The 24,266-nt window shown below is 70.9% G+C and carries 22 protein-coding genes; 13 read left to right on the top strand and 9 right to left on the bottom strand.

Annotated features, from left to right (window positions below):
* Positions 1–9 precede the first annotated feature (9 nt).
* On the top strand, positions 10–969 hold the full coding sequence (locus TR46_RS13485; RefSeq protein ID WP_084718425.1) for an alpha/beta fold hydrolase: 960 nt from the start codon (positions 10–12) through the stop codon (positions 967–969).
* Here TR46_RS13485 and TR46_RS13480 read toward each other — a convergent pair.
* Positions 906–1,469, bottom strand: a complete 564-nt coding sequence (locus TR46_RS13480; protein WP_439654359.1) for a molybdopterin-binding protein — start codon at positions 1,467–1,469, stop codon at positions 906–908. The two genes, TR46_RS13485 and TR46_RS13480, sit on opposite strands and share 64 nt — an antisense overlap.
* Positions 1,470–1,686: 217 nt before the next feature.
* Here TR46_RS13480 and TR46_RS13475 point away from each other — a divergent pair, with 217 nt between their 5' ends.
* From TR46_RS13475 to TR46_RS13425, 11 genes are all read left to right on the top strand, one after another.
* Positions 1,687–2,142: a PPOX class F420-dependent oxidoreductase gene (locus TR46_RS13475; protein WP_042399232.1), complete on the top strand. Its 456-nt coding sequence runs from the start codon at positions 1,687–1,689 to the stop codon at positions 2,140–2,142.
* Positions 2,143–2,262: 120 nt separating this feature from the next.
* A complete protein-coding gene (locus tag TR46_RS13470) occupies positions 2,263–4,023 on the top strand; it encodes a cholesterol oxidase substrate-binding domain-containing protein (RefSeq protein WP_052432763.1) in 1,761 nt (586 codons plus the stop codon).
* A 51-nt stretch (positions 4,024–4,074) separates the two neighbouring features.
* Positions 4,075–4,515, top strand: coding sequence for a VOC family protein (locus TR46_RS13465; protein ID WP_042399230.1), 441 nt, complete (start codon positions 4,075–4,077; stop codon positions 4,513–4,515).
* A 73-nt stretch (positions 4,516–4,588) separates the two neighbouring features.
* Positions 4,589–5,470, top strand: coding sequence for an SPFH domain-containing protein (locus TR46_RS13460; protein WP_042399226.1), 882 nt, complete (start codon positions 4,589–4,591; stop codon positions 5,468–5,470).
* Positions 5,471–5,479: 9 nt separating this feature from the next.
* The gene (locus tag TR46_RS13455) at positions 5,480–5,755 is read left to right on the top strand and encodes a type II toxin-antitoxin system antitoxin (RefSeq protein ID WP_042399222.1); all 276 of its coding nucleotides are present in this window, start codon (positions 5,480–5,482) and stop codon (positions 5,753–5,755) included.
* 18 nt (positions 5,756–5,773) lie between these two features.
* Positions 5,774–6,721, top strand: a complete 948-nt coding sequence (locus TR46_RS13450) for an ABC transporter ATP-binding protein (protein ID WP_052432762.1) — start codon at positions 5,774–5,776, stop codon at positions 6,719–6,721.
* Positions 6,718–7,512 carry an ABC transporter permease subunit gene (locus TR46_RS13445; protein WP_084718423.1) on the top strand — a complete coding sequence of 265 codons (795 nt, stop codon included), beginning with the start codon at positions 6,718–6,720 and terminating at the stop codon, positions 7,510–7,512. The genes TR46_RS13450 and TR46_RS13445 overlap by 4 nt, the downstream gene beginning before the upstream one ends.
* 76 nt (positions 7,513–7,588) lie before the next feature.
* Positions 7,589–8,032 carry a nuclear transport factor 2 family protein gene (locus tag TR46_RS13440; protein WP_042399471.1) on the top strand — a complete coding sequence of 148 codons (444 nt, stop codon included), beginning with the start codon at positions 7,589–7,591 and terminating at the stop codon, positions 8,030–8,032.
* 49 nt (positions 8,033–8,081) lie between these two features.
* The gene (sthA, locus tag TR46_RS13435) at positions 8,082–9,485 is read left to right on the top strand and encodes a Si-specific NAD(P)(+) transhydrogenase (RefSeq protein ID WP_042399216.1); all 1,404 of its coding nucleotides are present in this window, start codon (positions 8,082–8,084) and stop codon (positions 9,483–9,485) included.
* A 113-nt stretch (positions 9,486–9,598) separates the two neighbouring features.
* A complete protein-coding gene (locus tag TR46_RS13430) occupies positions 9,599–9,961 on the top strand; it encodes a YciI family protein (protein WP_042399213.1) in 363 nt (120 codons plus the stop codon).
* Positions 9,958–11,229 carry an RNA polymerase sigma factor gene (locus tag TR46_RS13425; protein WP_042399210.1) on the top strand — a complete coding sequence of 424 codons (1,272 nt, stop codon included), beginning with the start codon at positions 9,958–9,960 and terminating at the stop codon, positions 11,227–11,229. The genes TR46_RS13430 and TR46_RS13425 overlap by 4 nt, the downstream gene beginning before the upstream one ends.
* Before the next feature lie 61 nt (positions 11,230–11,290).
* Here TR46_RS13425 and TR46_RS13420 read toward each other — a convergent pair whose 3' ends face one another.
* Both TR46_RS13420 and TR46_RS41020 read right to left on the bottom strand, forming a co-directional pair.
* Positions 11,291–12,145, bottom strand: a complete 855-nt coding sequence (locus TR46_RS13420; protein ID WP_063770586.1) for a phosphatase PAP2 family protein — start codon at positions 12,143–12,145, stop codon at positions 11,291–11,293.
* 153 nt (positions 12,146–12,298) lie between these two features.
* The gene (locus TR46_RS41020) at positions 12,299–13,531 is read right to left on the bottom strand and encodes a LysM peptidoglycan-binding domain-containing protein (RefSeq protein ID WP_052432761.1); all 1,233 of its coding nucleotides are present in this window, start codon (positions 13,529–13,531) and stop codon (positions 12,299–12,301) included.
* A gap of 325 nt (positions 13,532–13,856) precedes the next feature.
* Here TR46_RS41020 and pgm point away from each other — a divergent pair, with 325 nt between their 5' ends.
* Positions 13,857–15,515: a phosphoglucomutase (alpha-D-glucose-1,6-bisphosphate-dependent) gene (gene pgm / locus TR46_RS13405; RefSeq protein WP_042399208.1), complete on the top strand. Its 1,659-nt coding sequence runs from the start codon at positions 13,857–13,859 to the stop codon at positions 15,513–15,515.
* 34 nt (positions 15,516–15,549) lie between these two features.
* Here the strand turns inward: pgm and TR46_RS13400 are convergent, their stop codons facing one another.
* The 6 genes from TR46_RS13400 to TR46_RS13375 all read right to left on the bottom strand — a co-directional run bounded on the left by TR46_RS13400 (position 15,550) and on the right by TR46_RS13375 (position 24,201).
* Complete coding sequence (locus TR46_RS13400) at positions 15,550–15,978, bottom strand: DUF1003 domain-containing protein (RefSeq protein WP_042399207.1); 429 nt, start codon at positions 15,976–15,978, stop codon at positions 15,550–15,552.
* A 45-nt stretch (positions 15,979–16,023) separates the two neighbouring features.
* Positions 16,024–17,691 (bottom strand): MFS transporter, encoded by a 1,668-nt coding sequence (locus tag TR46_RS13395; RefSeq protein WP_084718451.1) that lies wholly within the window; start codon positions 17,689–17,691, stop codon positions 16,024–16,026.
* Between the two features lie 167 nt (positions 17,692–17,858).
* Positions 17,859–22,205 carry a discoidin domain-containing protein gene (locus TR46_RS13390; protein WP_439654358.1) on the bottom strand — a complete coding sequence of 1,449 codons (4,347 nt, stop codon included), beginning with the start codon at positions 22,203–22,205 and terminating at the stop codon, positions 17,859–17,861.
* Positions 22,206–22,508: 303 nt separating this feature from the next.
* Complete coding sequence (locus TR46_RS13385) at positions 22,509–22,697, bottom strand: hypothetical protein (protein ID WP_042399204.1); 189 nt, start codon at positions 22,695–22,697, stop codon at positions 22,509–22,511.
* Between the two features lie 34 nt (positions 22,698–22,731).
* Positions 22,732–23,463 (bottom strand): peptidyl-tRNA hydrolase, encoded by a 732-nt coding sequence (locus TR46_RS13380; RefSeq protein WP_042399202.1) that lies wholly within the window; start codon positions 23,461–23,463, stop codon positions 22,732–22,734.
* A gap of 60 nt (positions 23,464–23,523) precedes the next feature.
* On the bottom strand, positions 23,524–24,201 hold the full coding sequence (locus tag TR46_RS13375) for a ThuA domain-containing protein (RefSeq protein ID WP_042399200.1): 678 nt from the start codon (positions 24,199–24,201) through the stop codon (positions 23,524–23,526).
* Positions 24,202–24,266: the final 65 nt, after the last annotated feature.

Here is a 24,266-nt window from a genome sequence, read left to right as displayed (position 1 = left end):
GCTCCCGACATGTCCATCGACACCGCCCTGCCGCCGCAGGTCGAGCTGGAAGCGCCCGCGGTGGTGGTGTCCGAGCACACCCTGACCTTCGACGGCTTCCGCTACGTGGCCAGGGTCGTCCGCCAGGGCGACAGCGTCACCGCACCGCTGCTGCTGCTGGGCGGCTCCTCCCAGGACCGCTTCTCCTGGATCCGGCACCAGGCCGCACTGCTGCCGCTGTGCGACGTGGTGACCGTCGACCTTCCCGGCTACGGCGAGGCCGACCAGTTGCCGCCCCGCTACGGCACCGACTTCCTGGCCGCCGCCACCCGGCACCTGGTGGACACCCTCGGGCTGGGCGAGGTGAACCTGTTCGGCGGCTGCTTCGGCGGCTCCATCGCGCTGCGCTTCGCCCAGCACTACCCGGAGCTGGTGGAGCGCATGGTGCTGGTCGGGATGACCACCACCGTCCCGCCCGAGTACGAGCAGGCGGCCAACCGCTGGCTGGGCATGCTGGACGAGGGCCGCTACGAGGACATGGCGCGGGAGCTGGTGGCCCGCTTCATGGCCCCGGCCGGCAGCGGCACCATCCGCAGGCACGCCGCGATCGGGCGGCTGATCCACCGCCAGTTCCTGGAGCAGACGCCGCGCCAGTTCGAGATGGCGGTGGCCGACCACAACCGCAGGCTGATGCGGCACGAGTGGTACCGCCCCGAGCCGGTGCCCCGGGTGCCGACCCTGGTCTTCACCGGCGAGCACGACTCGCTGACCCCGCCCGGGCTGGGGCGCGGGGTGGCCGCGGTGGTTCCCGGCGCGGTGTTCACCACCGTCAAGGACGCCGACCACCTGGTGCACATGGAGCGGATCGAGGAGTTCACCGACCTGCTGGCGCACTTCCTGACGGACTGCCCGATCGACGGGCTGCCCTACTGCACGCCGCTGGAGTGGCCCTCGACGGACGCGACGGACCCGACGGGCCCGACGGACTGAAAGGCCGTCACCGCGGCGAGGTGGATCCGGGTCACCCCGCTGACATAGCGTCCGCCGCAGCGGTCCTGCGGCACCACCAGCTGCGGCCCGCAGAGGTCCAGCGACTGCCCGTCCGCGCTGGTGGCGAGCAGCACCGGCTGGTCGGCGAAGTCGGGGTCGAGCTCGCCCCAGGACAGTACGGCGTGGTGGCCGTCGGCACCGGTCACCGACAGCAGGAAGGCTGCCCGGTCCTTGCGCCGCCGCCGTTCGAAGCCGGGCGCCGCGGCCAGCACCACGTCGTGCAGCAGCGGGCCGATGAAGCGGTGCCGCTGGATGCCGCTGGTGGCGCAGGCGAAGGTCACCTCGGCCTGGTGCAGCGGCCGGCGGAGCAGGTCGGCGACGCCGATGGCGGCCGGACCGGCGAACGCGCCGGTCAGCTCCACCACGGCCGCGCGCCGCAGCTGTGACGACTGCGAAGACTGCGGCTGCGCCTGTACCCCTGCCCGTGACGACACGTCCACGACTGCACCTCCACCGGCGTGATGCCCCGTCAGCGGCGGTCTTACCCGCAACCACCAAGGATTCACCCACTATGGCTCGGATCTGCGACCATTCCATCGCCTCTTGCCTTGCATTTGCTGGCTGTCCTCCGCGAGCTGCCGCCAGATCCGGCTGCGGCACGCGCCCGCGGCGCACAGTGGTTCCGGCGGCCCGGGGCGCAAGCTCTAAGGTGTCGTCATGACTGACTCTGCCGCTGCCACGCTCGACCGACTCGGATCCGGCAAGTACCTGCTGGTCACCACCTACCGCAAGGACGGGAGGACGGTCCCGACCCCGGTCTGGACGGTGCGCGACGGCGACACGCTGGGGGTGTGGACGGTCGCGACCTCCGGCAAGGTCAAGCGGATCCGCAACCGGGCCGATGTGCTGGTGGCGCCGTGCGACGTGCGCGGCAACCGGAGCGGGGAGGACGTCCCGGCCAGGGCGGAGATCGGCCCCGGCGAGCTGGCCGGGCACTACCGCGAGCTGCTGAAGCGGAAGTACGGCCTGATGGGCCGGTTGACCCTGCTCGGCAGCCGGCTGCGCCGGGGCAACGAGGGGACCGTGGCGATCCGTGTCACCCTGGCCGACGCCACGCCCGGCGACGCCACGCCCGGCGGCGCCGAACCGGGCGACCCGGCGGAGCAGGCCTGAGTCCAGCGGCGGAGCAGAGGGCTTCGGCGCATGCCTTGACTTCTCATGGTCAAGGTTCCACGTTGTCAGCTGACGCACCGTCAGGAACGGTGCGCGACTGACGCCCGGAGGGCCGCAGCGATGGACCTGACCAGCCACGACGCCACCGGTCCGAGCCGCAGGACCCTGCTCGGCGGGGCCGCGGCGGCCGCCCTGGCCGCCACCGCGGTGCAGTGGACCCCGCTCGGACGCATCCCGGCCGCCAGCGCCGCCAGCACTCTGGCGGCCCCGCCGTCCTTCCCGGCCGGGATCACGCTCTACCAGCAGACCTTCCAGAACTGGTCCGAGGAGGTCACCGTCGACGGGCTGTGGACCTGCGCCCCGGCCACCCCCCAGGACGTGGTCACCCTCGCCAACTGGGCCCACGCCCAGGGCTGGCGGCTGCGTCCGCTCGGCGGCGCCTACAGCTGGTCCCCGGTCGTGGTGGACCCGGCCACCCCGGCGGCCGACACCCTGCTGGTCGACTGCACCCAGCACCTCACCGCGGTCACCGTCCACCCCGCCTCCGGTACGACCCCCGCCAGTGTCACCGCGCAGCCCGGCGTCACCATGGACACCTTCCTGGGCACCCTGAAGACCGCCGGCTACGGCCTCACCGGCTTCCCGGTGCTCGGCGCCGCCACCCTCGGCGGCGTGCTGGCCACCGGCGGCCGCGGCACCGGCGTCCCGGCCACGGGGGAGACCAGGCTGCCCGGCCACACCTACGGCTCGGTCGGCAACCTGGTCGTCAGCCTGACCGCGGTGGTCTGGGACACGGCCTCGTCCGCCTATGTGCTGCGCACCTTCCAGCGCACCGACCCGCAGATCCAGGCGCTGATCACCCATGTCGGCCGGGCCTTCATCACCGAGGCCACCCTGCGCGTCGGCGCCGACCAGCGGGTGCGCTGCCAGAGCTGGTTCAACGTCAGCGCCGCCAACCTCTTCGCCCCGTCCGCGAGCGCCGGCTCGCAGTCGCTGGCCAGTTATGTCAACGGCTCGGGGCGGGTGGTCTGCATCTGGTTCCCCAACACCGCTTCGCCCTGGCTGCGGGTGATCACGCCCACCCCGAGCCAGCCGTGGACCAGCCGAGCGGTCACCGGCCCCTACAACTTCACCTTCAACGACATCGTCGCCAAGAACATCTCCGACCTGCTGGCCGAGATCATCGCCGGTGACGCCGCGGCCACCCCCACCTTCACCGCCGCGCAGATGTCCGGGGTCGGCGCCGGACTGATCGCCACCGGCACCTGGGACATCTGGGGCTGGTCCAGCGACGTGCTGCTCTATGTCCGGCCCACCACCCTGCGGATCACCTCGACCTGCTGGAACGTGGTCACCAGCGGGGCCAACGTCCAACGCGCCGTCAGCGAGTTCTACGCCGAGTACACGGCCAAGCTCGCCGCCTACGCGGCCCAGGGCCGGTACCCGATGAACGGCCCGCTGGAGATCCGGGTCACCGGCCTGGACGACCCGGCGGACTGCCAGGTCGCCGGCGCGCTCGGGGCCCAGCTCTCCACGCTGCGCCCCCGTCCGGACCACCCCGAGTGGGACACCGCGGTCTGGTTCGACATGACCACCATCCCGGTCACCCCCTACGACCACCAGTTCACCGGCGAGATGGAGGCGTTCATCCGCGGCAACATGGGCGGCTACGGCCAGGTGCACGCCGAGTGGTCCAAGGAGTGGGCGAACACCGCCGCCGGCGCGTGGACCGACGACGCGGTGATCACCGGGGCCATCCCCGACTCCTACCGGGCCGGCCAGGCCGCGGGCGACGGCTGGGACGCGGCCGTGGCGACCCTGAAGGCGCTCGACCCGGCCGGGGTGTTCAGCAGCGCCTTCCTGGACCGCGTGCTGCGGTGAGCCCGCGGCGGGGGCGACACTGGGACCGGCACTCAATGAGGAGGTCCCGACATGAGCACGGCTCCCAGCGCCCCGACGTCCGATGACGGCAGGACGCCCCCGCCGCAGGTCTGGCCCACGCTGCGGGCGACCGACGCCCCGGCGCTGATCGCCTTCCTGGTCGACGCCTTCGGCTTCGACGTCACCTGCCGCTACGGCGAGGGCGACATCGTGCACCACGCCGAACTGGCCTGGCCGCCCGGCGGCGGGATCATGCTCGGCTCCACCCGTCCGGACGACGACGCCGACAACTGGTCGCTGCGTCCCGGCGGTTTCGGCGCGTACGTCGTCACCGACGCCCCGGACGCCCTCTGCGCCCGGGCCCGCGCGGCCGGCGCCGAGATCACCGCGGAACCGCACGACACCGACTACGGCTCCCGGGACTTCGCCGCGCGCGACCCGGAAGGCAACCGCTGGTCCTTCGGCACCTATCGCGGCGAGGCTCGCTCGTAAAGTGATATCACTATAAGCTGGTGACGCACGGGCGTCTCCAGCGCTCGCGCATGTCGACGCGAGGAGAGCCGGGATGAACACGACGGTGTCAGTAGCAGTGAGTGAACGGGCGGCGAGCCGGGTGCCCGGCGGGATCGCCCTGCCGGTCGGGCTGGTGCTGGTGGCCGCCGGCATCGTCGTCCTCAAGGCGGGATCGGGCTCGGGGGCCAACGCCGCCGGGATCCTGCTGATCCTCGCCGGCGCGCCGGCGCTGGCCGGGCTCACCGCGGTCGCCCCGGGGCAGGCCCGGGTGGTCACCCTGTTCGGCCGCTACCTGGGGACCGTCCGCACCAACGGCCTGTGCTGGGTCAACCCCTTCGCCAAGCGGGCCCGGGTGTCGACCCGGATCCGCAACCACGAGACGGCGACGCTGAAGGTCAACGACGCGGACGGCAACCCCATCGAGATGGCCGCCGTCGTGGTGTGGCAGGTGGCCGACACCGCCAAGTCGGTGTACTCGGTGGAGAACGTGGTGGCCTTCGTCGGCACTCAGACGGACACCGCGGTGCGGCACATCGCCGGGAGCTACCCGTACGACTCCCGCGGCGGCACCGGGCTGTCGCTGCGGGAGAACGCCGAGGAGATCACCTCGCGGCTGTCGGCGGAGATCGCCGAACGGGTCGCCCCGGCCGGACTGACCATCATCGAGTCGCGGATCGCCCGGCTGTCCTACGCGCCGGAGATCGCCCAGGCGATGCTGCGCCGCCAGCAGGCCGACGCCGTGGTGGACGCCCGTCGGCGGCTGGTCGAGGGCGCGGTCGGTATGGTGCGGATGGCGCTGGACCAACTCGCCGAGGAGGACGTGGTGGACCTCGACGAGGAGCGCAAGGCCGTGATGGTCAGCAATCTCCTGGTGGTTCTGTGCAGCGAGCACGGCACCCAACCGGTGGTCAACACCGGGACGCTCTACCAGTAAGCGGGGGCTGTGAGCGAGCGCAAGAAGATCCTGCTGCGGCTGGATCCCGCCGTCCACGACGCACTGGCGCGCTGGGCGGGGGACGAGCTGCGCAGCACCAACGCGCAGATCGAGGTGCTGTTGCGGCAGGCACTGGGGCAGGCCGGGCGACTGCCGGGCAACGTCGGCAGCCTGCCCCGGCGCGGGCGGCCGCCGAAGCAGGCGACGGAGGCGGTGGAGGCGGTGGAGGCCGCGGAGCCGTCCCAGGAGCCGCCGTCCGAGCGGCCATTGCCCCCCTCCGAATAAAGTGATATCACTTTAAATATGAGCAGCACACCGGCTCTCGTCGTAGAGGGCCTGACCAAGCATTTCGGCGGTCGCACCGCCTTCTCCGAGGCGTCCTTCACCGTGGAGCCCGGGGAGGTCTTCGGCTTCCTCGGCCCCAACGGCGCGGGCAAGACCAGCACGGTGCGCACCCTGGGCACGCTGATCGCCCCCACGGCCGGTTCGGCCGTGGTCGCCGGACTCCCGCTGACCCCCGCCAACGGGGTCGGCATCCGCCGGCGGATCTCGGTCATGCCGGAGTCGCCGGGGCTCTACCTCAGGCTGACCGTGGCCGAGAACCTGGAGTTCTTCGCCGGACTCCATGAGCTGCCCGGCGCCCGCGACCGCATCGAACGCGCCCTGCGGGCCGTCAATCTGAGCGATCGGGCCGGCGATCCGTGCCGTGCCCTGTCCAAGGGGTTGCGGCAGCGCGTCGGCCTGGCACGGGCGCTGCTCAACGACCCGACGGTGCTGTTCCTGGACGAGCCGACCTCGGGTCTCGACCCGGTCGCCGCCCGCGAGGTGCACGACCTGATCGCCGACCTGCGCGGACGCGGCGTGACCATCTTCCTGACCACGCACCGGCTGGCCGAGGCCGAGCGGCTGTGCGACCGCGTGGCCATCATGAACACCACGCTGCGCACCATCGGCCGCCCGGACGAACTGCGCGAGCGGCTGTTCCGCAAGTCACTGGAGGTCAGGACCCGGGCTCCGCTGGCGGATCCGGACCGGGTCTTCGGCGCACTGGACGGCGTCGAGAGCTGGCAGCTGGACGGTTCCGGCGCCTATGTGCTGGCGGTGTCGGACCCGGACAGCGCCGCACCGGCGGCGGTCCGCGCGCTGGTGGCGGCCGACGCCGATGTGCTGTCGCTGAGCCAGTCGCAGCATTCCCTGGAGGACGTCTACCTCCGACTGATCGAATCCGACCCGGAGGTCTCGGCGGCATGAGCATGAGCGTGATCAGAAGTCTGAGGAGGGGCGGAGCCGGCGCCGGGTTCGGCGGCATGAGCGCCGGGCGGATCAGGGCCGTCTTCCGCAAGGAGTTGCGCGACTTCCGGCGCAACCGCTTCATCGTGGGCACGATGGCCGTGGTGCCGCTCGTCTTCATGGTGCTGCCGACCGTCGAGCTCCTCACCATGCCCGCGGGTCTGCCTACGTCCGCGCTGGACACGCGCATCGGACTCGCCATGCTGTACCTGCTGATCGTCCCGGCCATGGTGCCGGCCGCGATCTCGGCCTACTCGGTGATCGGCGAACGCGACCAGGGCACCCTGGAACCGGTGCTGACCACCCCGATCCGCGCCGAGGAGTTCCTGGTAGGCAAGGCCCTGGCGGCGCTGCTGCCGACCCTGTTCATCTCCTACACCATGTTCGGCGTCTTCCTGGGCTGCGCCGAACTGTTCGCCCAGCCGGCGGTGGCCACCGCCGCGCTGCGCGGTCCGCAACTGCTCGCCCAACTGCTGTTCACGCCGCTGGTGGCCGGATGGTCGATCTGGGTGGTGATCGCCATCTCGGCCCGCGTCAGCGACGTCCGGGTGGCCCAGCAGCTCGGCACCCTCGCCAGCCTGCCACCGCTCGCCGTCTCCTCGCTGATGTCCTTCAACGTCATCCACCCCACGCTGCGCCTCGCCGTCACCCTGGCCGCCGTGCTGCTGGTCGTCGACTCCCTCGGCTGGCGCGCCGTGGCCGCCGTCTTCGACCGCGAACGCCTGATCACCGGCAGCCGCGCACTGAGGTGACGCCCGGGGGGCGTTCCGGGGTCGCGGGCGGGTACGGGTCTTCTCTTCTTCGGGTGGTGTGCTCACACTGGCGGCCATGATGACGCTGCAGGAGATCTCCGACCGCCTGGAGATCCAGGACCTGATGGTCCGTTACGCGCATGCGGTGGACACCCGGGAGTGGACTCTGTTCAAGGAGCTGTTCACCGAGGACGCCGTCATCGACTACACCGCCTTCGGCGGGCCGTGCGGGACGGTGGACGAGATCACCTCGTTCCTGGACCTCACCATGCCGCTGTTCTCGGCGACCCAGCACCTGGTCGCCAACTGCGCGGTCACCGTGGACGGCGACCGGGCCACGGCGCGGACCATGTGCCACAACCCGATGGCCGTGTCCGACTCGGAGTCGGTGCTGGTCTGCGGGCTCTGGTACGTGGACAGCCTGGTGCGCACCCCGGACGGCTGGCGGCTGCGCCGGCGATCCGAGGACAAGGCGTACTCGGCGGTGCTGAACCCGCAGGGGGACGGCGACGACTCATAACCCGGTCCGTCCTTCCGCTGGGGCGTGGTCGGCTGCCAGACTCGTCACCGTGCCCGAATTCGACATGCTCGTGATCGGTTCCGGACCCGGGGGCCAGAAGGCCGCCATCGCCGCCGCCAAGCTCGGCCGCAGGGTCGCCGTCGTCGAACGCCCCGACCGGGTCGGCGGGGTCTCCATCCATACCGGCACCATCCCGTCCAAGACCCTGCGCGAGGCGGTGCTCTACCTCACCGGGCTGACCCAGCGCGACCTCTACGGGCAGAGCTACCGGCTCAAGGACGAGATCACCGTCGCCGACCTGACCGCCAGGACCCAGCATGTGGTGGGCCGCGAGGTCGATGTGATCCGCAGTCAGCTGTCCCGCAACCAGGTCGCCCTGGTGGCCGGAACCGGGCGCTTCGTCGACGCCAACACCGTCGCGGTGACCGATATGACCGGGCAGGAGCGGCTGCTGACGGCACATCACATCGTCATCGCGACCGGTACCCGGCCGGCCCGCCCGGACCTGGTGGAGTTCGACGAGCGGACGATCATGGACTCCGACAACGTGATCAACCTGGAGCGGGTGCCGCGCTCCATGGTGATCGTGGGCGCCGGGGTGATCGGCCTGGAGTACGCCTCCATGTTCGCCGCACTGGGCAGCAAGGTCACCGTGGTGGAGCAGCGCGCCAGGATGCTGGAGTTCTGCGACGAGGAGGTGGTGGAGGCGCTCCGCTACCACTTGCGGGACCTGGCGGTGACCTTCCGCTTCGGCGAGAAGGTCGCGGCGGTGGAGCGGCATCCGCGCGGGACGTTGACGGTGTTGGAGAGCGGCAAGAAGATACCCGCCGACGCGGTGATGTACTCAGCCGGACGGCAGGGGCTGACCGACGACCTCGACCTGCAGAAGGCCGGACTGTCGGCCGACGCCCGCGGCCGGATCGCCGTGGACGAGCACTTCCGCACCGCGGTCCCGCACATCTACGCCGTCGGCGACGTCATCGGCTTCCCCGCGCTCGCCGCCACCTCGATGGAGCAGGGCCGGACCGCGGCGTACCACGCCTGCGGCGAGCCGGTGCACCCCATGCCCGAGCTGCAGCCGATCGGGATCTACACCATCCCGGAGATCAGTTATGTCGGCCGCACCGAGGACCAGCTGACCGAGGACTGCGTTCCCTTCGAGGTCGGCGTCGCCCGCTACCGCGAGCTGGCCCGCGGCCAGATCATCGGCGACGCCCACGGCATGCTGAAGCTGCTGGTCTCGCCGGAGGACCGACGGCTGCTCGGGGTGCACTGCTTCGGCACCGGCGCGACCGAGCTGATCCACATCGGCCAGGCCGTGATGGGCTGCGGCGGCACCGTGGACTACCTGGTGGACGCGGTCTTCAACTATCCGACCCTGGCCGAGTCCTACAAGGTCGCGGCGCTGGACGCGACCAACAAGATCCGCCAGATCGACCGGATGGCGGACTGAGGAAAAATCTCCCGGACTCCTCCGTCCTTGATGTCGAGCGGTCGGCGGCAGCGCCGACCACGCTGTGAGAGGCTCCCAGGAAGGGGCGCCGACGCCGCGAGGAGTGAGTCCCCATGAAGTTCATGCTGATGATCTACGGCAACCAGGAGACCTGGAGCGCCTACCCCGCCGAGGAGTGGCCCCGGGTCGTCGCCGTGGTCGACGCCTTCAACAAGAAGTTCTTCGGGACCGGGGAACTGCTCGGCGCCTACGGTCTCGCCGACGCCGTCCAGGCCAGGACCGTCCGGGTGCGGGCCGGCGCGCCCGCCGTCACCGACGGGCCCTACCTGGAGACCAAGGAGTACCTGGCCAGCTACTACCTCCTCGACTGCGTGGACGAGGCCAGGGCGCTGGAGATCGCCGCCGAGATGCCCTACGCCGCCGAGAACGCCGTGGAGCTGTGGCCGGTCATGAATGAGGCGGCCCCCCAGCTGTGAGCACGGAGCAACCGGGCGCACAGCCCGGCGACCGGCGCGTCGAGGACCTGCTGCAGCGGCTGGCGCCGCGGGTCCTCGGCGCGCTGGTGCGCCGCTACGGCCAGTTCGACGCCTGCGAGGACGCGGTGGCGGAGGCACTGCTGGCCGGTGTGCTGCGCTGGCCCGAGGAGGGCGTGCCGGACAACCCGCAGGGCTGGCTGCTCACCGTGGCCTCGCGCCGGCTGATCGACCAGTTCCGCAGTGAGAGCGCCCGCCGCGAGCGCGAGCAGCGGCTGTTCGCGGCCACCCCCGCGGCCGAGATGCTGGCCCCGGCACCGGGGGAGGGGGACGACGGCGACACCGACGACACCCTCGCCCTGCTCTTCCTCTGCTGCCACCCGGTGCTCACCGCGCCCTCGCAGATCGCCCTGACCCTGCGCGCCGTCGGCGGGCTCACCACCGCCGAGATCGCCCGCGCCTTCCTGGTCCCCGAGGCGACCATGGCCCAGCGGATCAGCCGCGCCAAGCAGCGGATCCGCGACGCCGGCGCGACCTTCGCCATGCCGCTGCCCGAGGACCGCCCGGAACGGCTCAAGGCCGTGCTGCACGTGCTCTACCTGGTCTTCAACGAGGGCTACGGCACCTCCTCCGGCAGCAGTCTGCAGCGGCTCGACCTGACCGCCGAGGCGATCCGGCTCACCCGGCAGCTGCGCAGCGTCGCCCCGCAGGACGGCGAGGTGCAGGGGCTGCTGGCGCTGATGCTGCTCACCGACGCCCGCCGGTCGACCCGTACCGACGACCAGGGGAACCTGGTGTCGCTCGCCGAGCAGGACCGCAGCCGGTGGGACACCGAGCTGATCGCCGAAGGCGTGGAACTGGTCACCTGGGCGCTGACCACCACCCGGCTCGGCCCCTACCAGGTGCAGGCCGCGATCGCCGCGGTCCACGACGAGGCCCCGTCCGCGGAGGCGACCGACTGGCCGCAGATCCTGGCCCTGTACGAGACGCTGGAGCGGCTCGCGCCCAACCCGGTGGTCACCCTCAACCGGGCGGTCGCCCTCGCCGAGGTCCAAGGTCCGCGCGCGGGACTGGAGCTGCTGGCGCAGCTGGAGAAGGAGAGCGGGGCTCTCTCCGAGAACCACATGCTGCATGCCGTCCGGGGTCATCTGCTGGAGGCGGTGGACGAACCGCAAGCGGCGGAGGCCGCCTACCGTACGGCGGCGCGGCGCACCCGCAGCCTGCCGGAGCGGCGCTATCTGGAGTCCCGGGCCCGTAGGTTGCGGTCCTGAGGGGTTCCGGACCGGGGACCGTCCGCGGCAGGCCACCGACACGCCGCAACCGGACGCCGCATCAGCCCCGGCGCACACCCGCCTCCAGGTTCTCCGCCAGCGAGTCCTGCGGCGTCCGCTGCGACGGCAGATGGGCTGCCGCGACCTTGCCTGCGCCGCCCCCGCGGCGGCGCAGGCGGCCGGTCAGCCGCAGCAGCGGGCCGGTGGCCCACAGACCCAGCAGGGTCACCCCGACGCCCGCGACGGCGTCGAGCAGATAGTGGTTGGCGGTGCCCATCACCACCATGGTGATCACGGCCGGGTAGGCAAGTCCGAGCATGCGCACCACCCGTGAGCCGCTGTAGCGGAACAGCAGCAGGCCGCACCACAGCGCCCAGCCGACATGCAGGCTCGGCATCGCCGCGAACTCGTTGGTCACATCGCCGAAGCCCTTGGGCGTACCGCCGCCGCCGCCCCACCAGCCGATGGAGGCGTGCTCGGCCAGGGTGTCCACGAAGTCGTAGGCCCCGCCCAGCATCCGCGGCGGCGCGGTCGGGAAGACGATGAAGCCGACCAGGCCGAGCATGGTGGTCAGGCCCAGCCAGGTACGCGCCTGGCGGTAGTGCTCGCGGTGGAACTTCCACAGCCAGAACAGCACGGCCACGGTGAGGATGTAGTGCAGCGTGGCGTACATGTAGTCGGCGGGTATGCCGAGCCAGGCGTTGTTGTAGAAGGCGTGGTTCAGCCAGTGCTCAGGGCTCAGGTCCAGGTGCCGCTCGACCGAGAGGATGTCGCGGCCGTGCTGCTCGGCGACGTCCTGCTTGCCGTGGACCAGGAGCCGGCTCCCGTCGTAGACGGCGTAGACGACAAGGAGGATCTCCCATTGCCAGGTCGAGCGCCAGCGCCACCTGAGGCGCCGGACCTTCGGGGTGCGCACGCCTTTTGACGCACTCTCCCGCGAGTTCACGGGAGCTTCATCGGAGCCGGGCGGTACCGGCAGGTCGGTAGACACCCGGGTATCCTCTCGTCTCCGTGTGCGATCTGCTGCATCCGGGTCGAACTGAGAGGAAGTGTGCTGGTCAGAGCAGGGTTATCCGCGAGTCCAGACTCTGACATCGTCCACCTGGAGATCCGCGGGGGCGCTGGTGCCGCCTGCTCCGCCCACCGCGTTGTTGAGGATCAGGTACTGCGGCGCGGTCACCCCGCCGGTCGAGGTGGTGCCGACGTCGTGGCCGTCGTAGTAGTAGGTGACCTTCCCGTTCTCGCGGTCGGCGCCGAAGGTGTGCCGGCCCGGACCCACGTTCGCGCAGCCGCCGGGGCCGCCGGAGGGGTCGTGGTAGTGGAAGCAGGTCGACCCGGACAGGCCCTCCATGATGTCCATCTCGCCGTCGGCGGGCCAGCTCTGGCCGTCGGTCCACCACGCGGGCCAGTCCGCGACGCTGCCGTCGGGGGCGGCCGGGAGGTAGATGCCGGCCTCGAAGAAGCCGTCCGTGAACTGGTGCAGCCCGTTGGTGGTGACCATCCCCGAGCTGAACCGCTTCGTCCCGCCGCCGCACTGCTCGCTCGTGGCGGTCGCGTCCAGGTGCAGGGTGCCGTCGTGCACGCTGACCCGGGCGGGGTCGTAGCACTGCTGCTCCGAGGAGCTGACCGGGGCGGTGACGCCGCTGCCGAACCAGCCGGTGTTCCACTTGGTGCGGTCCAGAGCGGTGCCGTTGAACTCGTCGTCGAAGGCGAGGGTCCAGGAGCCGGAGACCCCGTCAGGCTTGGGAGTGCTGCCGGTGGCGGGGACGGTGGCGGCGACGGCGGGGGACGGCGCGGCGGTGTCTGCGGGGGCCATCGCGGCGGCGGGGGCGGCCGTGGTGGAGGACTTCGTGCCGGTGGCGGTGGCGGTGCCGGAGCTGGTGGTGGCGGGAGCGGGAGCTGCGGCGGCGGGCTTCGGCGTGGGGCTGCCGCCCACCGGGACCAGCAGTCGCTGGCCCGGTCGGATCAGGTCGGGATCGGCTCCGACCGTTGCCCGGTTCTCGGCGTACAGCTCCTTCCAGCCGCCGGTGGCCTGCAGCTCCCGCGCGATCAGCGACAGGCTCTCGCCGGGGCGGACGGTGTGGACCACGCTGCGTCCGGCGGGGGCCACGGCCCGGACGAGGGCGCTCCCGACCGCAGCCCGGTCCGTCGTACTGGTGTGCGCGGGCGCCGGCGGCGAGGCCTGCGCGGCGGCGGCGCCCAGGATCGGGAGGGCGGCCGTCGCACCGCCGGCCGCGATCACCAGCGCGGTCCTCGGGGTGCGGCCGCCGCTCGGGCGGCGGTGCCGGGCGTGGGACGTCATGGGGCTCCTCGGGTCAGGGTGGTTCCTGATGGTCCCCCGACTGCCGCGAACATGACTGACGCAAGGTCATCTCCCTTGCAGATCAAGCACATTGGCGACAGCTGCAGATTCCACCATGCCCCAACCGGCAGCGCTGCGCGGCGATCGGCGGCAATCCTGTGGGTTCCCACGACTCCGCACCGGGCCCCCACTACCATCCGCCGGGTGCTGCCGGGGTCGAACATCCGGACAACGGGCATGATGTCGGGGCACCGCCCCCCGCCCTGAGCGATCATGATGGAGCGGTACAGGACGCCCGACCGACAGTACGGACGAAGGAGCAGTGATGGTGCACGATCGAGCCGGCCAGCCGGCCCAGCCCGGTGACCTGGTGGACGTCGCCCGACTGGTGACCGCCTACTACTCGCTCACCCCGGACCTCGCCGACCCGGCCCAACGCGTGTCCTTCGGCACCTCGGGCCACCGCGGCTCCTCCTTCGGCACCGCCTTCAACGAGGCCCATATCGCCGCCACCAGCCAGGCCGTCTGCGACTACCGGGCCAGGCAGGGGACCACCGGACCGCTGTACCTGGGCATCGACACCCACGCCCTGTCCGAGCCGGCCCGGGCCACCGCCCTGGAGGTGCTGGCCGCCAACGGAGTCACCGTCCTGATCGACAGCGAGGACGGCTACACCCCCACCCCCGCCGTCTCACACGCCATCGTCGCCCACAACCGGGGGCGCGGCGTCCCGAACAGCGCGGCGGGCCTGGCCGACGGCATCGTGGTGACCCCCTCGCACAACCCGCCCGGCGACGGCGGATTCAAGTACAACCCCCCGCACGGCGGCCCGGCCGACTCCGCCGCGACCTCCTGGATCCAGGACCGCGCCAATGAGTTGATCGAGAAGGGCATGTCCGAGGTCCGCCGCATCCCGTACACCCGGGCGCTGGCCGCCGACACCACCGGCCGCTTCGACTTCCTCGGCTCCTATGTCGCCGACCTCCCCTCCGTGCTGGACCTGGACGCGGTCCGGGACGCGGGCATCCGCATCGGCGCCGACCCGCTGGGCGGGGCCTCGGTCGCCTACTGGGGCCGGATCGCCGAGCAGCACCGGCTCGACCTCACCGTGGTCAACCCGGAGACCGACCCGACCTGGCGGTTCATGACGCTGGACTGGGACGGAAAGATCCGGATGGACTGCTCCTCCCCGTACGCGATGGCCTCGCTGATCTCCCGGCGGGACGAGTACCGGATCGCCACCGGCAATGACGCGGACGCCGACCGGCACGGCATCGTCACCCCGGACGCCGGGCTGATGAACCCCAACCACTACCTGGCCGTCGCCATCTCCTACCTCTACCGCCACCGCGCCGACTGGCCGCAGGGGGCCGGCATCGGGAAGACCCTGGTCTCCTCGTCGATGATCGACCGGGTCGCCGCCGACCTCGGCCGGAAGCTGGTCGAGGTGCCGGTCGGGTTCAAGTGGTTCGTCGAGGGGCTGATGGACGGCGGCGTCGCCTTCGGCGGCGAGGAGTCGGCGGGGGCGTCCTTCCTGCGCCGCGACGGTTCGACCTGGACCACCGACAAGGACGGGATCCTGCTGGCGCTGCTCGCCTCCGAGATCACCGCGGTGACCGGGAGCACCCCCTCCGAGCACTACGCGGCCCTCACCGACCGTTTCGGCGCCCCCGCCTACGCCCGGGTGGACGCGCCGGCCACCCGCGAGCAGAAGGCGGCCCTGGCCGCCCTCTCGTCCGAGCAGGTCACCGCCGGCGAGCTGGCCGGCGAGCCGATCACCGCCGTGCTCACCCGGGCCCCGGGCAACGACGCCGCCATCGGCGGCCTCAAGGTCTGCACCGACTCCGCCTGGTTCGCCGCCCGGCCGTCCGGCACCGAGGACGTCTACAAGATCTACGCCGAGAGCTTCCAGGGGCCGGACCATCTGGCCCGGGTCCAGCAGGAGGCCCGCGACCTGGTCGGCTCGGTGCTGGGCCAGGGCTGAGCCCGCGGAGCGGGCAGGGGGACGGGGCGAGGGGTCACCCGCCGTCCCCCTGCCGGTCCACCAGCCGCCGGTGCAGTTCGGTGGTCATGGCGTGGATCGCCCGGGTGAGCTCGGTGTTGGTCTTGAGCTCCAGCTCCTGCTCGACGAAGTCATGGTCGGCCTTGGCCTGCTGGAAGGCCGCCTGGCGGTTCTGACCGATCATCACGAAGGTCGACAGGAAGATCGCCTCCAGTGACACCACCAGTGTCAGCGTCGGCCAGGGGCTGCGTTCCACCCACAGCATCCACACGGTGAACAGCACCGCGTGGATGTAGACGAACAGCATGGACCCGGCGAACCGGGTGATCCAGTCGGCGATCCGCACCTGGACGTCCGAGGCTCGCCGGGCCTCATGGGCCAGGACCACGGGGTGGTGCTTGGCATGCCGGTCAGCCGGGTCGACCGGTGCGTCGGGCTTGAACATGGCGGAGGGCTCCTCCTGCGGACGGCGTGCTGCGAGCGCGGCCGATCAGGCCTGGTGCGCAGCATCATCCCGGACCGACGCCGTCCGAGGCGAGCCGTCCGCGCCGTCCCGGCCCTCGCGACGGGTGTCGCGGCCGCGCAGCAGCGAAGCGGTCGCGGCGACCACGGCCATGGCCGCTGCCGCCAGGAAGACCACGGTCAGCCCCTGGTGCAGCGGGCCGGAGATCAGGTGCGGGAAGAACTGGGTGCCGGTCAGGGTGTCGGCGTTGTGCCGGGGGAGGGTCTTCAGCACGCCCGAGGGGGCCAGCAGGTGGCCGACCGGGTTCTGGCCGAGGAAGGCGGCGAAGAGCGTGGAGACCGGCGGCAGCGAGGCGACCGGACCGGCCACCGAGGCCGGCACGCCCTGTCCCTGCAGTCCCGCGCCGAGGGTCTGCGGCAGGCTGCCGGCCAGCCCGGTGACCATCAGTGAGAAGAAGATGCCGATGGACAGCGACATCCCCGAGTTCTGGAAGGTGGCCCGCATCCCGGAGGCCGCCCCGCGCCGCTCGGGCGGCACGCTGCCCATGATCGCGGAGGTGTTGGGCGCGGAGAACATGCCCTGGCCGATGCCGTTGGCGAAGACGACGACGGCGAACACCGGGTAGGAGAAGTCGACCGGCAGGAACAGCAGTCCCACGAAGGAGGCGGCCATCAGCAGCAGGCCGCCGCTGGCGAAGGCGCGCGCGCCGAAGCGGTCGGAGAGGTGGCCGCTGATCGGCCCGGCGATCAGGAAGCCCGCGGTGAGCGGGATCAGCGCGATCCCGGCCCACAGCGGGGTGTCCTCGTAGGCGTAGCCGTGCAGCGGCAGCCAGACCCCCTGCAGCCAGATGATCAGCATGAACTGCAGCCCGCCCCGGGCGATCGCGGTCAGCAGCGAGGCGGCGTTGCCGGCCGCGAAGGCCCTGATCCGGAACAGTCCCAGGTGGAACATCGGATCGGCGACCCTGGTCTCCACCAGCCCGAACACCACCAGCAGCAGCACCCCGCCGCCCAGTACGCCGAGCACCATGGGGTTGGTCCACCCGGTGGGACGGCCGCCGTAGGGCTGGATCCCGTAGGTGATGCCCGCCAGCAGCGCCAGCGCGCCGCAGGTGAAGGTGAGATTGCCGGCCCAGTCGATCCCGGCCGAGCGCCGGGTGCCGATCTCGCGCAGGCTGCGGTAGGACCAGACCGTGCCGACGATGCCGATCGGCACATTGACCCAGAAGATGGCCCGCCAGTCCACGGTGGCCAGCAGCCCGCCTGCGACCAGGCCGAGGAACTGTCCGGCGAGCCCGGCGATCTGGTTGACGCCCAGGGCCGTGCCGCGCTGCTCGGCGGGGAAGGCGTCGGTGAGGATCGCGGCGGAGTTGGCCATCAGCATCGCGCCGCCGACGGCCTGCAGGATACGGAAGCCGATCAGCCACAGCGCGCCCCCGGAGCCGTGCAGCGGGTCCAGGGAGAGTGCCAGCGAGGTGGCGCTGAACACGGCGAAGCCCAGGTTGTAGATCCTGACCCGACCGTAGATGTCCCCGAGTCGGCCGAGGGCGACCACCAGCACCGCCGTGACCAGCAGATACCCCATGATCAGCCAGAGCAGGTAGCTGATGTTCCCGGGCGCCAGCGGATCGAGCCCGATCCCGCGGAAGATGGCCGGCATCGCGATGATCACGATCGAGGCGTCCAGGGTCGCCATGAAGACGCCCAGAGTGGTGTTGGACAGCGCGACCCACTTGTAGCGGGGACTCAGGGGAAGGCTGTCGGATGCACGCACACGATCATTTTATGAACCTTAGTTGGTATAAGCAATGGTGCGTGGGCACCCCCACTGGGGGCGCCCACGCACCTTCGGTCGGGCCGTGCCTACGGGTTCACGGTGATGGTGAACGTGGACGTGGTGTTCTCGATGTCGATGTGGTTGTTGCTCTCGGTGAGGTGGTTGAAGACCGCGGTGCCCACCGCCGGGCCCTGTCCGGACTCGGGCAGCGGGTTGGCCCAGATGCCGTAGCCGGACTTGGCGTTGTAGGCGTCACCGCTCTGCTGGGCGCCGGTGATGGACACGTCGGTGAAGACGGTGTCCTTGACCGGGTTCAGCGCCGCGCCGCCCACGTAGTCCGTCTGGAACATGATTCCGGAGTACGTCGGGTCGGTGATGTCGACGCTGTTCACCCTGATCCCCTGGAACGGCTGGGTCGCGGAGAAGACCCAGATCGCCGGGAACACCTGGCCGTTCCAGAAGTGCCCGCCGTCGCGTACCAGCGAGGCGTTCTGGATGGTCGTCGGCTGGGTGCCGAAGCCCTGGAACGGGTAGCCGAAGTTCAGCGAGCTGATGGTGATGCCCGCGTAGGTGAGCGTGTCGGCCACGTACAGGTTCTGCAGGGTGTTGTTCTCGCCGCCGTAGACGGCGACGCCGGCCGCGCGCCACGGGGTGAGCGCGCTCAGGTTCTGGAAGGTGTTGCCGGTCAGGTCCGAGGAGTTGTGGTCCTGGGCCGCGAACAGCGCGAAGCTGTCGTCGCCGGTGGACCTCGCCTCGTCATTGCTGACCAGGTTGCCCGAGCTGCCGTTGGTGAGGTTGATGCCGTCGGCGAAGGTGTCGCGGATCCGCATGTTGGTGGCGGTCAGGCCGGTCACATGGGTGCCCCAGATCGCGACCACCTGGTGCTCGATCCAGATGTTGTCGATGGTGAGGTTGGAGACGTCGGTCAGGTCGAAGACCTTGCCCGGCCCGTCGATGCGGGAGGTGTAGTCGCCGAACCAGCCGAAGCCGGAGAACGAGGACCCGTTGGCGCTGGACTGCACGGACCAGCCGACGTCCGTGTTGTCCTGCGTGGTCGGGGCGTTGAACTGGGTGTACCAGGGACCGGCGCCGACCACCTTGATCGCCTTGCCGCTGACCTGGAACTTGCTGGTGGTCTGGTACTGCCCGGCGGGCAGGTAGACGCCCACCAGCTTGCCGGTGGTGTCGTTGGCGACCTGGTTCAGGGCGTTCTGCACGTCCTGCTGTCCGAAGCCGGCCGGGGTGACATAGGTGGCCGGGTCGGGGTTGGCGACCGGTGCGACGTTCTCGGTGTTGATGTAGTCGATCGCGTACTGGGAGGTGTTGGCGGCGTCCTTCTGCAGCTTGATCACGCTGTCGGCGGGCACCGTCTGGTTGAGCATGATGTGCGCCTCGTCGTAGACGTGACGCGGCGATCCCGCACTCGGGTCGTTCCCGGGACCGGTCTCGGCTCCGTACAGCCACTCGTACTTGGAGTCGAGGGTGATGGTCTGCAGGAAGGTTCCGTTGACGTAGACGTCCAGGGTGGCCGTGGTGCCGCCGCCGCCGGGCGCGTCCGGGATGCTGAACCGGGTGACCAGGGTGTTGGTCGGGTCGGTGGTGTTCCACTGGACGTAGGAGCCGGTGCTGTCCAGGGTGACCGCCTTGCGGCCGGACGCCTCGCCGGCCAGGTCGCCGATGGTCCGGTTGGGGCCGACGACGGCCGCGCCGCCGCCGATCATGCCGTTCTCGGCCTCGTACACGTCGTACGGCATGTTGGCGCCGCGGCCGACGTAGAACGGGGTGTCGCTGATGTTGTTGGCCTGCTTGACCGACAGCTCGTTGGCGTCGATGGCGATGACTGTGTGCAGGGTGTACTTGCCGTTAACGGCGGTCCAGGTGCCCATGGTGACCGGGGCGCCGGTCGCGCCGGGGGCCAGGCTGCCGCTGTAGGAGCCGTTCAGCGTCTTGACCACGCTGTTGTTGCTGTCCAGCAGGGTCAGCGTGATGGCGTGCGCGCCGGAGGCGGTGGCCACCGTGCCCTGGTTCTTCAGGGTCACCGAGAAGGTGACGGTGTTTCCGGCGGAGGGCGTTCCGGGGCTGGAGCTGACCGCCGCGGCGACCAGGTCCGAGGACTGCACCGGGGCCACGACCAGGTTGGTCGGGTTGGTGTAGCTGTTGTTGCCGTCGTTGAGCTCGATGACGGTGTTGGCCTCGTCCACCTTGGCCGTCAGCGGGTAGCTGCCGGCGGTCCGGGTGCCGATGTTCGCCGAGACGGTGCTGGAGGCGCCGACCGCCAGCGCGCCCACGGCGGCGGTGCCGACCTTGGTGCTGCCCAGGTAGAAGTTGACGTTGGTCGCGCCCGAGGCGGCCGTACCGGAGTTCTTCACCGTGGCGGACACGGTGACCGGGTCGGTCTCCACCGGGGAGGTCGGCGTCCAGGAGGAGGAGCTGACCACCAGGTCCGGGTTGGGCGCCGGGGTCCCGATCACCTGGAACTCGGCGACCTGCCCGCCCGGGGCGCCGCTGTTGCTGGTGATGCTCAGCTCGACGTCCGAGACCCGTGCGCTGACCGGGATGGAGACGCTGTTCCCGGTGCTGGGGTTGAAGGTGTAGGTCTGCGCGGCGGCGATGGTGGTGAAGCCGGTCGCGCTCTGCTCGCGTCCGAGCACGGCGATGGTCTGGGTCCGGGTGGACCAGGCGGCATCGGGGTTGAGCTTGACCACGACCGACGAGACGTCAGCGTTGGCGCCCAGGCTCACGGTGAGCTGGCTCGGGTAGGTCGAGCCCTCGAAATAGGTGGTCAGGTCGTTGTCGTTGGCGTTGGCCGGGGCGTAGGTGAAGGTGTTGGCGGTGCCGGTGATCGGCTTGCCGACGGCCAGGTTGCTGCCGGTCCCGCCGCCGCTGCCGGTACGGGTGACCGTGTTGGACGCGGAGGACTGGTTCCCGGCCGCGTCGTGCGCCTTGACGTAGTACGAGACGGTGGCCGTGTCCGGCTGCGCGTCGGTGTAGGTCAGGGTGCTGCCGCCGACGCTGGTGGCCAGCGCCCCGTTGCGGTAGATGTCATAGCCGGTGACGCCGACGTTGTCGGTGGCGGCGGTCCAGGTCAAGGCGATCTGGCCGGACTGCGGCTGGGTGTAGGCGAGGTTGGTGGGCGCGGTCGGCGGGGTGGTGTCGCCGCTCTGCCCGGTCCGGGTGACCGTGTTGCTGTTGCCCGACTGGTTCCCGGCGGCGTCGTGCGCGCGCACGAAGTAGCTGACCGTTGCACTGGCGGGCTGGGTGTCGGTGTAGCTGAGCACATTGCCCGCGACGCTGGTCAGCAGGGAGTTGTCGGCGTAGATGTCATAGCCGGTGACGCCGACGTTGTCGGTGGAGGCACCCCAGGTCAGCCCGATCTGACCGCTCTGCGGCTGGGTGTAGGCCAGGTTGGTCGGAGCGCTCGGCGGAGTGGTGTCGCCGCCGGTCGTCGGCCCGTAGACCTCGAACTCCGATATCTGCCCGGCCGGCCAGCCGGTGTTGGCGGTGATGCTGATCCGCACATAACGGGTGGTCGTCGCAGTGAAGTTGATCGTCGCGGTGTTGCCGGTACTCGGGTCGAAGGTGTACCCGGCGGACGGGACCAGCGTGGAGAAGGTCGATCCGTCGCTGCTGCCCTGGACCGTCAGGGTCTCGGTCCTGGTCGCCCAACTGGTGTCGGCCGGAACCTTGAGCACCAGCTTGCTGACGCTGACCGACGCGCCGAGGTCGACCTGCAGCCACTGCGGGAAGGCGTTGTTGGTGCTCTCCCAGTAGGTCGCCTGGTTGCCGTCGTTGGCGTTGGCCGCCGCATAGCTCTGGCTGACGCCGCTGGAGCTCATGGTCTTCCCGAGCGCCAGGTCGGTGGACGTGCCGCCGCTGCCGCTGCCGTAGACCTCCAGCTCGGAGAGCTGTCCGGCCGCCCAGCCGGTGTTTGCTGTGATGTTGATGCGGACGTAACGCGTGCTGGTGGCACCGAAGTTGATCGTCACCACATTGGACGTCGACGGGTCGAAGGTGTACCCGGTCGAGGCCACGACGGTGGAGAAGGTGGACCCGTCGGTACTGCCCTGCACGGACAGCGTCTCGCTGCGGGCGCCCCAACTGCTGGGCAGCTTCAGCACCACCTGGTTGACGGAGGTCGCCGAACCCAGGTCGACCTGGGCCCACTGCGGGAACGAGCCGGAGCTCTCCCAGTAGCTGTCCTGGTTCCCGTCGTTGAGATTGCCGGTGACGTACTGGCCGTTGGAGCTGCTGGCGCTGGTGGTCTTCCCGAGGGCCAGGTTGCTGCCCGCGGCGGACGCCGGCACCAGGTTCAGCACCGGAACCATGGAGACCAGCAGTCCGATCAGGGTCAGGACCACGGTCCTGACCCGCGTGGTCCGCGCGGTGCTGCTCCTGGCTCTGTCGCTGCCGCCGCTGCTTCTGCTTCTGCGCATGCTCGTCCTCTGCTCGTGGCTGGCGCACGTGGGTGGGGGCTGAGGGTGAGTTCACTAGAATTTGCAGGCGGTGTCTCACGGCCTGAAGTTGTAGTGACAATATTTTGCGGCTATCGAGCAGGAAGTTACAGAGACGCCATGGCTCCGTCAATGGATCGCGCAGGGTTGGGCGTTGCGGGGAGTCGTCGATGGGCATGCAGAAGCGCTCCGACGGGGGCCGTGGGGGGCTGATCCCACCTCACGGTCACCGGGAGCGATCGTGCACCGGTCACCCGGCAGCTGGAAGGGGCTCGGTGGCTGTGCCTAGTCCGCCTGCGCCGCAGCTGCCCTCTGGGCGCTGATCCAGGCGTCGACGGCGACGCGGTCGTAGCCGCGGCGGGTCAGGTCGAAGCCGCGGAAACCGGTCGGCTCGGCGCCGGTGCCGAGTACGGCGGCGACATAGGCGTCGACCTGGCCCCGGTCGTATCCGCGCCGGACGATGTCGAACTCCATGGGTCGCTCTCCCTGCCGTACTGCTGTGCAGCGCTCAACTCCGGCGCAGCGCCGGGTGGTCGGCGACCACCGTACAGGAGCCCGGGGCGACCTCGGTGAAGCCCGCGTCGCGCACCATCGGCAGCTCCTCGGCGGCGGCCAGCGCGCCCCACTGCTCGGGGGCGGCGGTGCGGACCGCGAGCGGGAATCCGGCCTCGCGCCAGTCCGCACGCTGATCGGCCGTCAGCGCCCACCAGGCGAGTTGGGCCGCGTGGCCGGCCTGCGCCATGGACTTGCCGGTGGACATCCGCACCTCGGGGTTGAACCACAGCACCGGGACCCCCGGGTCGGCCGGGCCCGGCGGCTCGGGATCGTCCAGCTCGGTGCCGGAGACCTGGAGCTTCGCCAGCTCCTTCGGCCATCCGTCCAGCGGCACCGGCACGAACACCCGCACCTCGGCGGCCTTGCCGGTCACCGTCAACCCGTCGAGCTCCTGAGCCTTGCGCCACTCGCCGCCCCTGGCCCGGCGCACCACCTTGCGGATCCGGGCGTCCTCCCAGGCGTGCACCCGCTCGGCCCACTCGCCGTCCACCGCGGTGGTGCGCTGGTCCGAGAGCAGGGACAGCACGGCCCGGGCGGCGGTCTCCAGGGCGTCGGTGTGCGCGGGCGGCTCGGCACGCTCGATCCGTACCACCAGCGGCAGCACGAACTGCGGCGCGGCGTCACGGTCGTCCGCACGGTCGGCGAAGGGGCTGGCACCGGGCTCGGGTGCGGGGCTGCTGGTCACGGGTCCCACCCTAACCAGAACCTGGTGTTGCCATTGCACCGCCAAGGAGCGCGAAAGACTTCAGTCCTTGAGACGGCAGACCCAGAGCAGTGCCCCCAGCAGATGGGCCCGGAAGGCCGGGGCGGCGTAGGCGGCGTCGTAGTGGCCGAGGGCGGTGTAGAAGCTGCGGCCGCGGCCCTCGGGCTCACGGCACCAGACCAGCGGGTGGTCCGCGCCCATCCGTCCGCCCTGGTAGAGGCTCTCGTCGACGGTGGCCAGCACCCGCACCCCGGCGCCGGCCCGGGGCGGGCTGCGGAAGTCGTACCACTCGTCGGTCCACTCCCAGCGCTCGGGAAGGTGCCCGGTGGCCGGGTGGCCGCGGTCCTCGACGGTGACCGCGGCGGGCTGCGGCGCCGGGTGGCCGTGGAAGCGTGAACCGAGCAGCTCGCCGTAGAAGGGCCAGTCGTACTCGGTGCCGGCGGCCGAGTGGATGCCGAGGAAGCCGCCGCCGGCCGAGTGGAACTGCTCCAGGGCCTTGCGGCCCTCGTCGGTGAGCACTTCTCCTGTCGTCGACAGGAACACCACGGCGATCGTCCCGGCCAGACCCGCCCCGGTGAACGCGCCCGGGTCCTCGGTCGCCGTCAGCTCCAGCCCCTGCTCGGCGGCGAGTTCGCCGAGTGCGGCGATCCCGGCCGGGATGGAGTCGTGGCGGAAGCCGGCGGTGCGGGTGAACAGCAGGACGCGGGGGAGGGGCGGCATGGCGGGGACGGCTCCAAGCGGTCGAACGACTGGGGAAGCGCTTTCCGGGGCTAACGCTAAGGACC

It is taken from the genome of Streptacidiphilus carbonis (genome assembly GCF_000787775.1).
Lineage (GTDB): Bacteria > Actinomycetota > Actinomycetes > Streptomycetales > Streptomycetaceae > Streptacidiphilus > Streptacidiphilus carbonis.
Note: the sequence above shows the minus strand (reverse complement) of the source record. Positions and strands in the feature narration are given on the sequence as shown.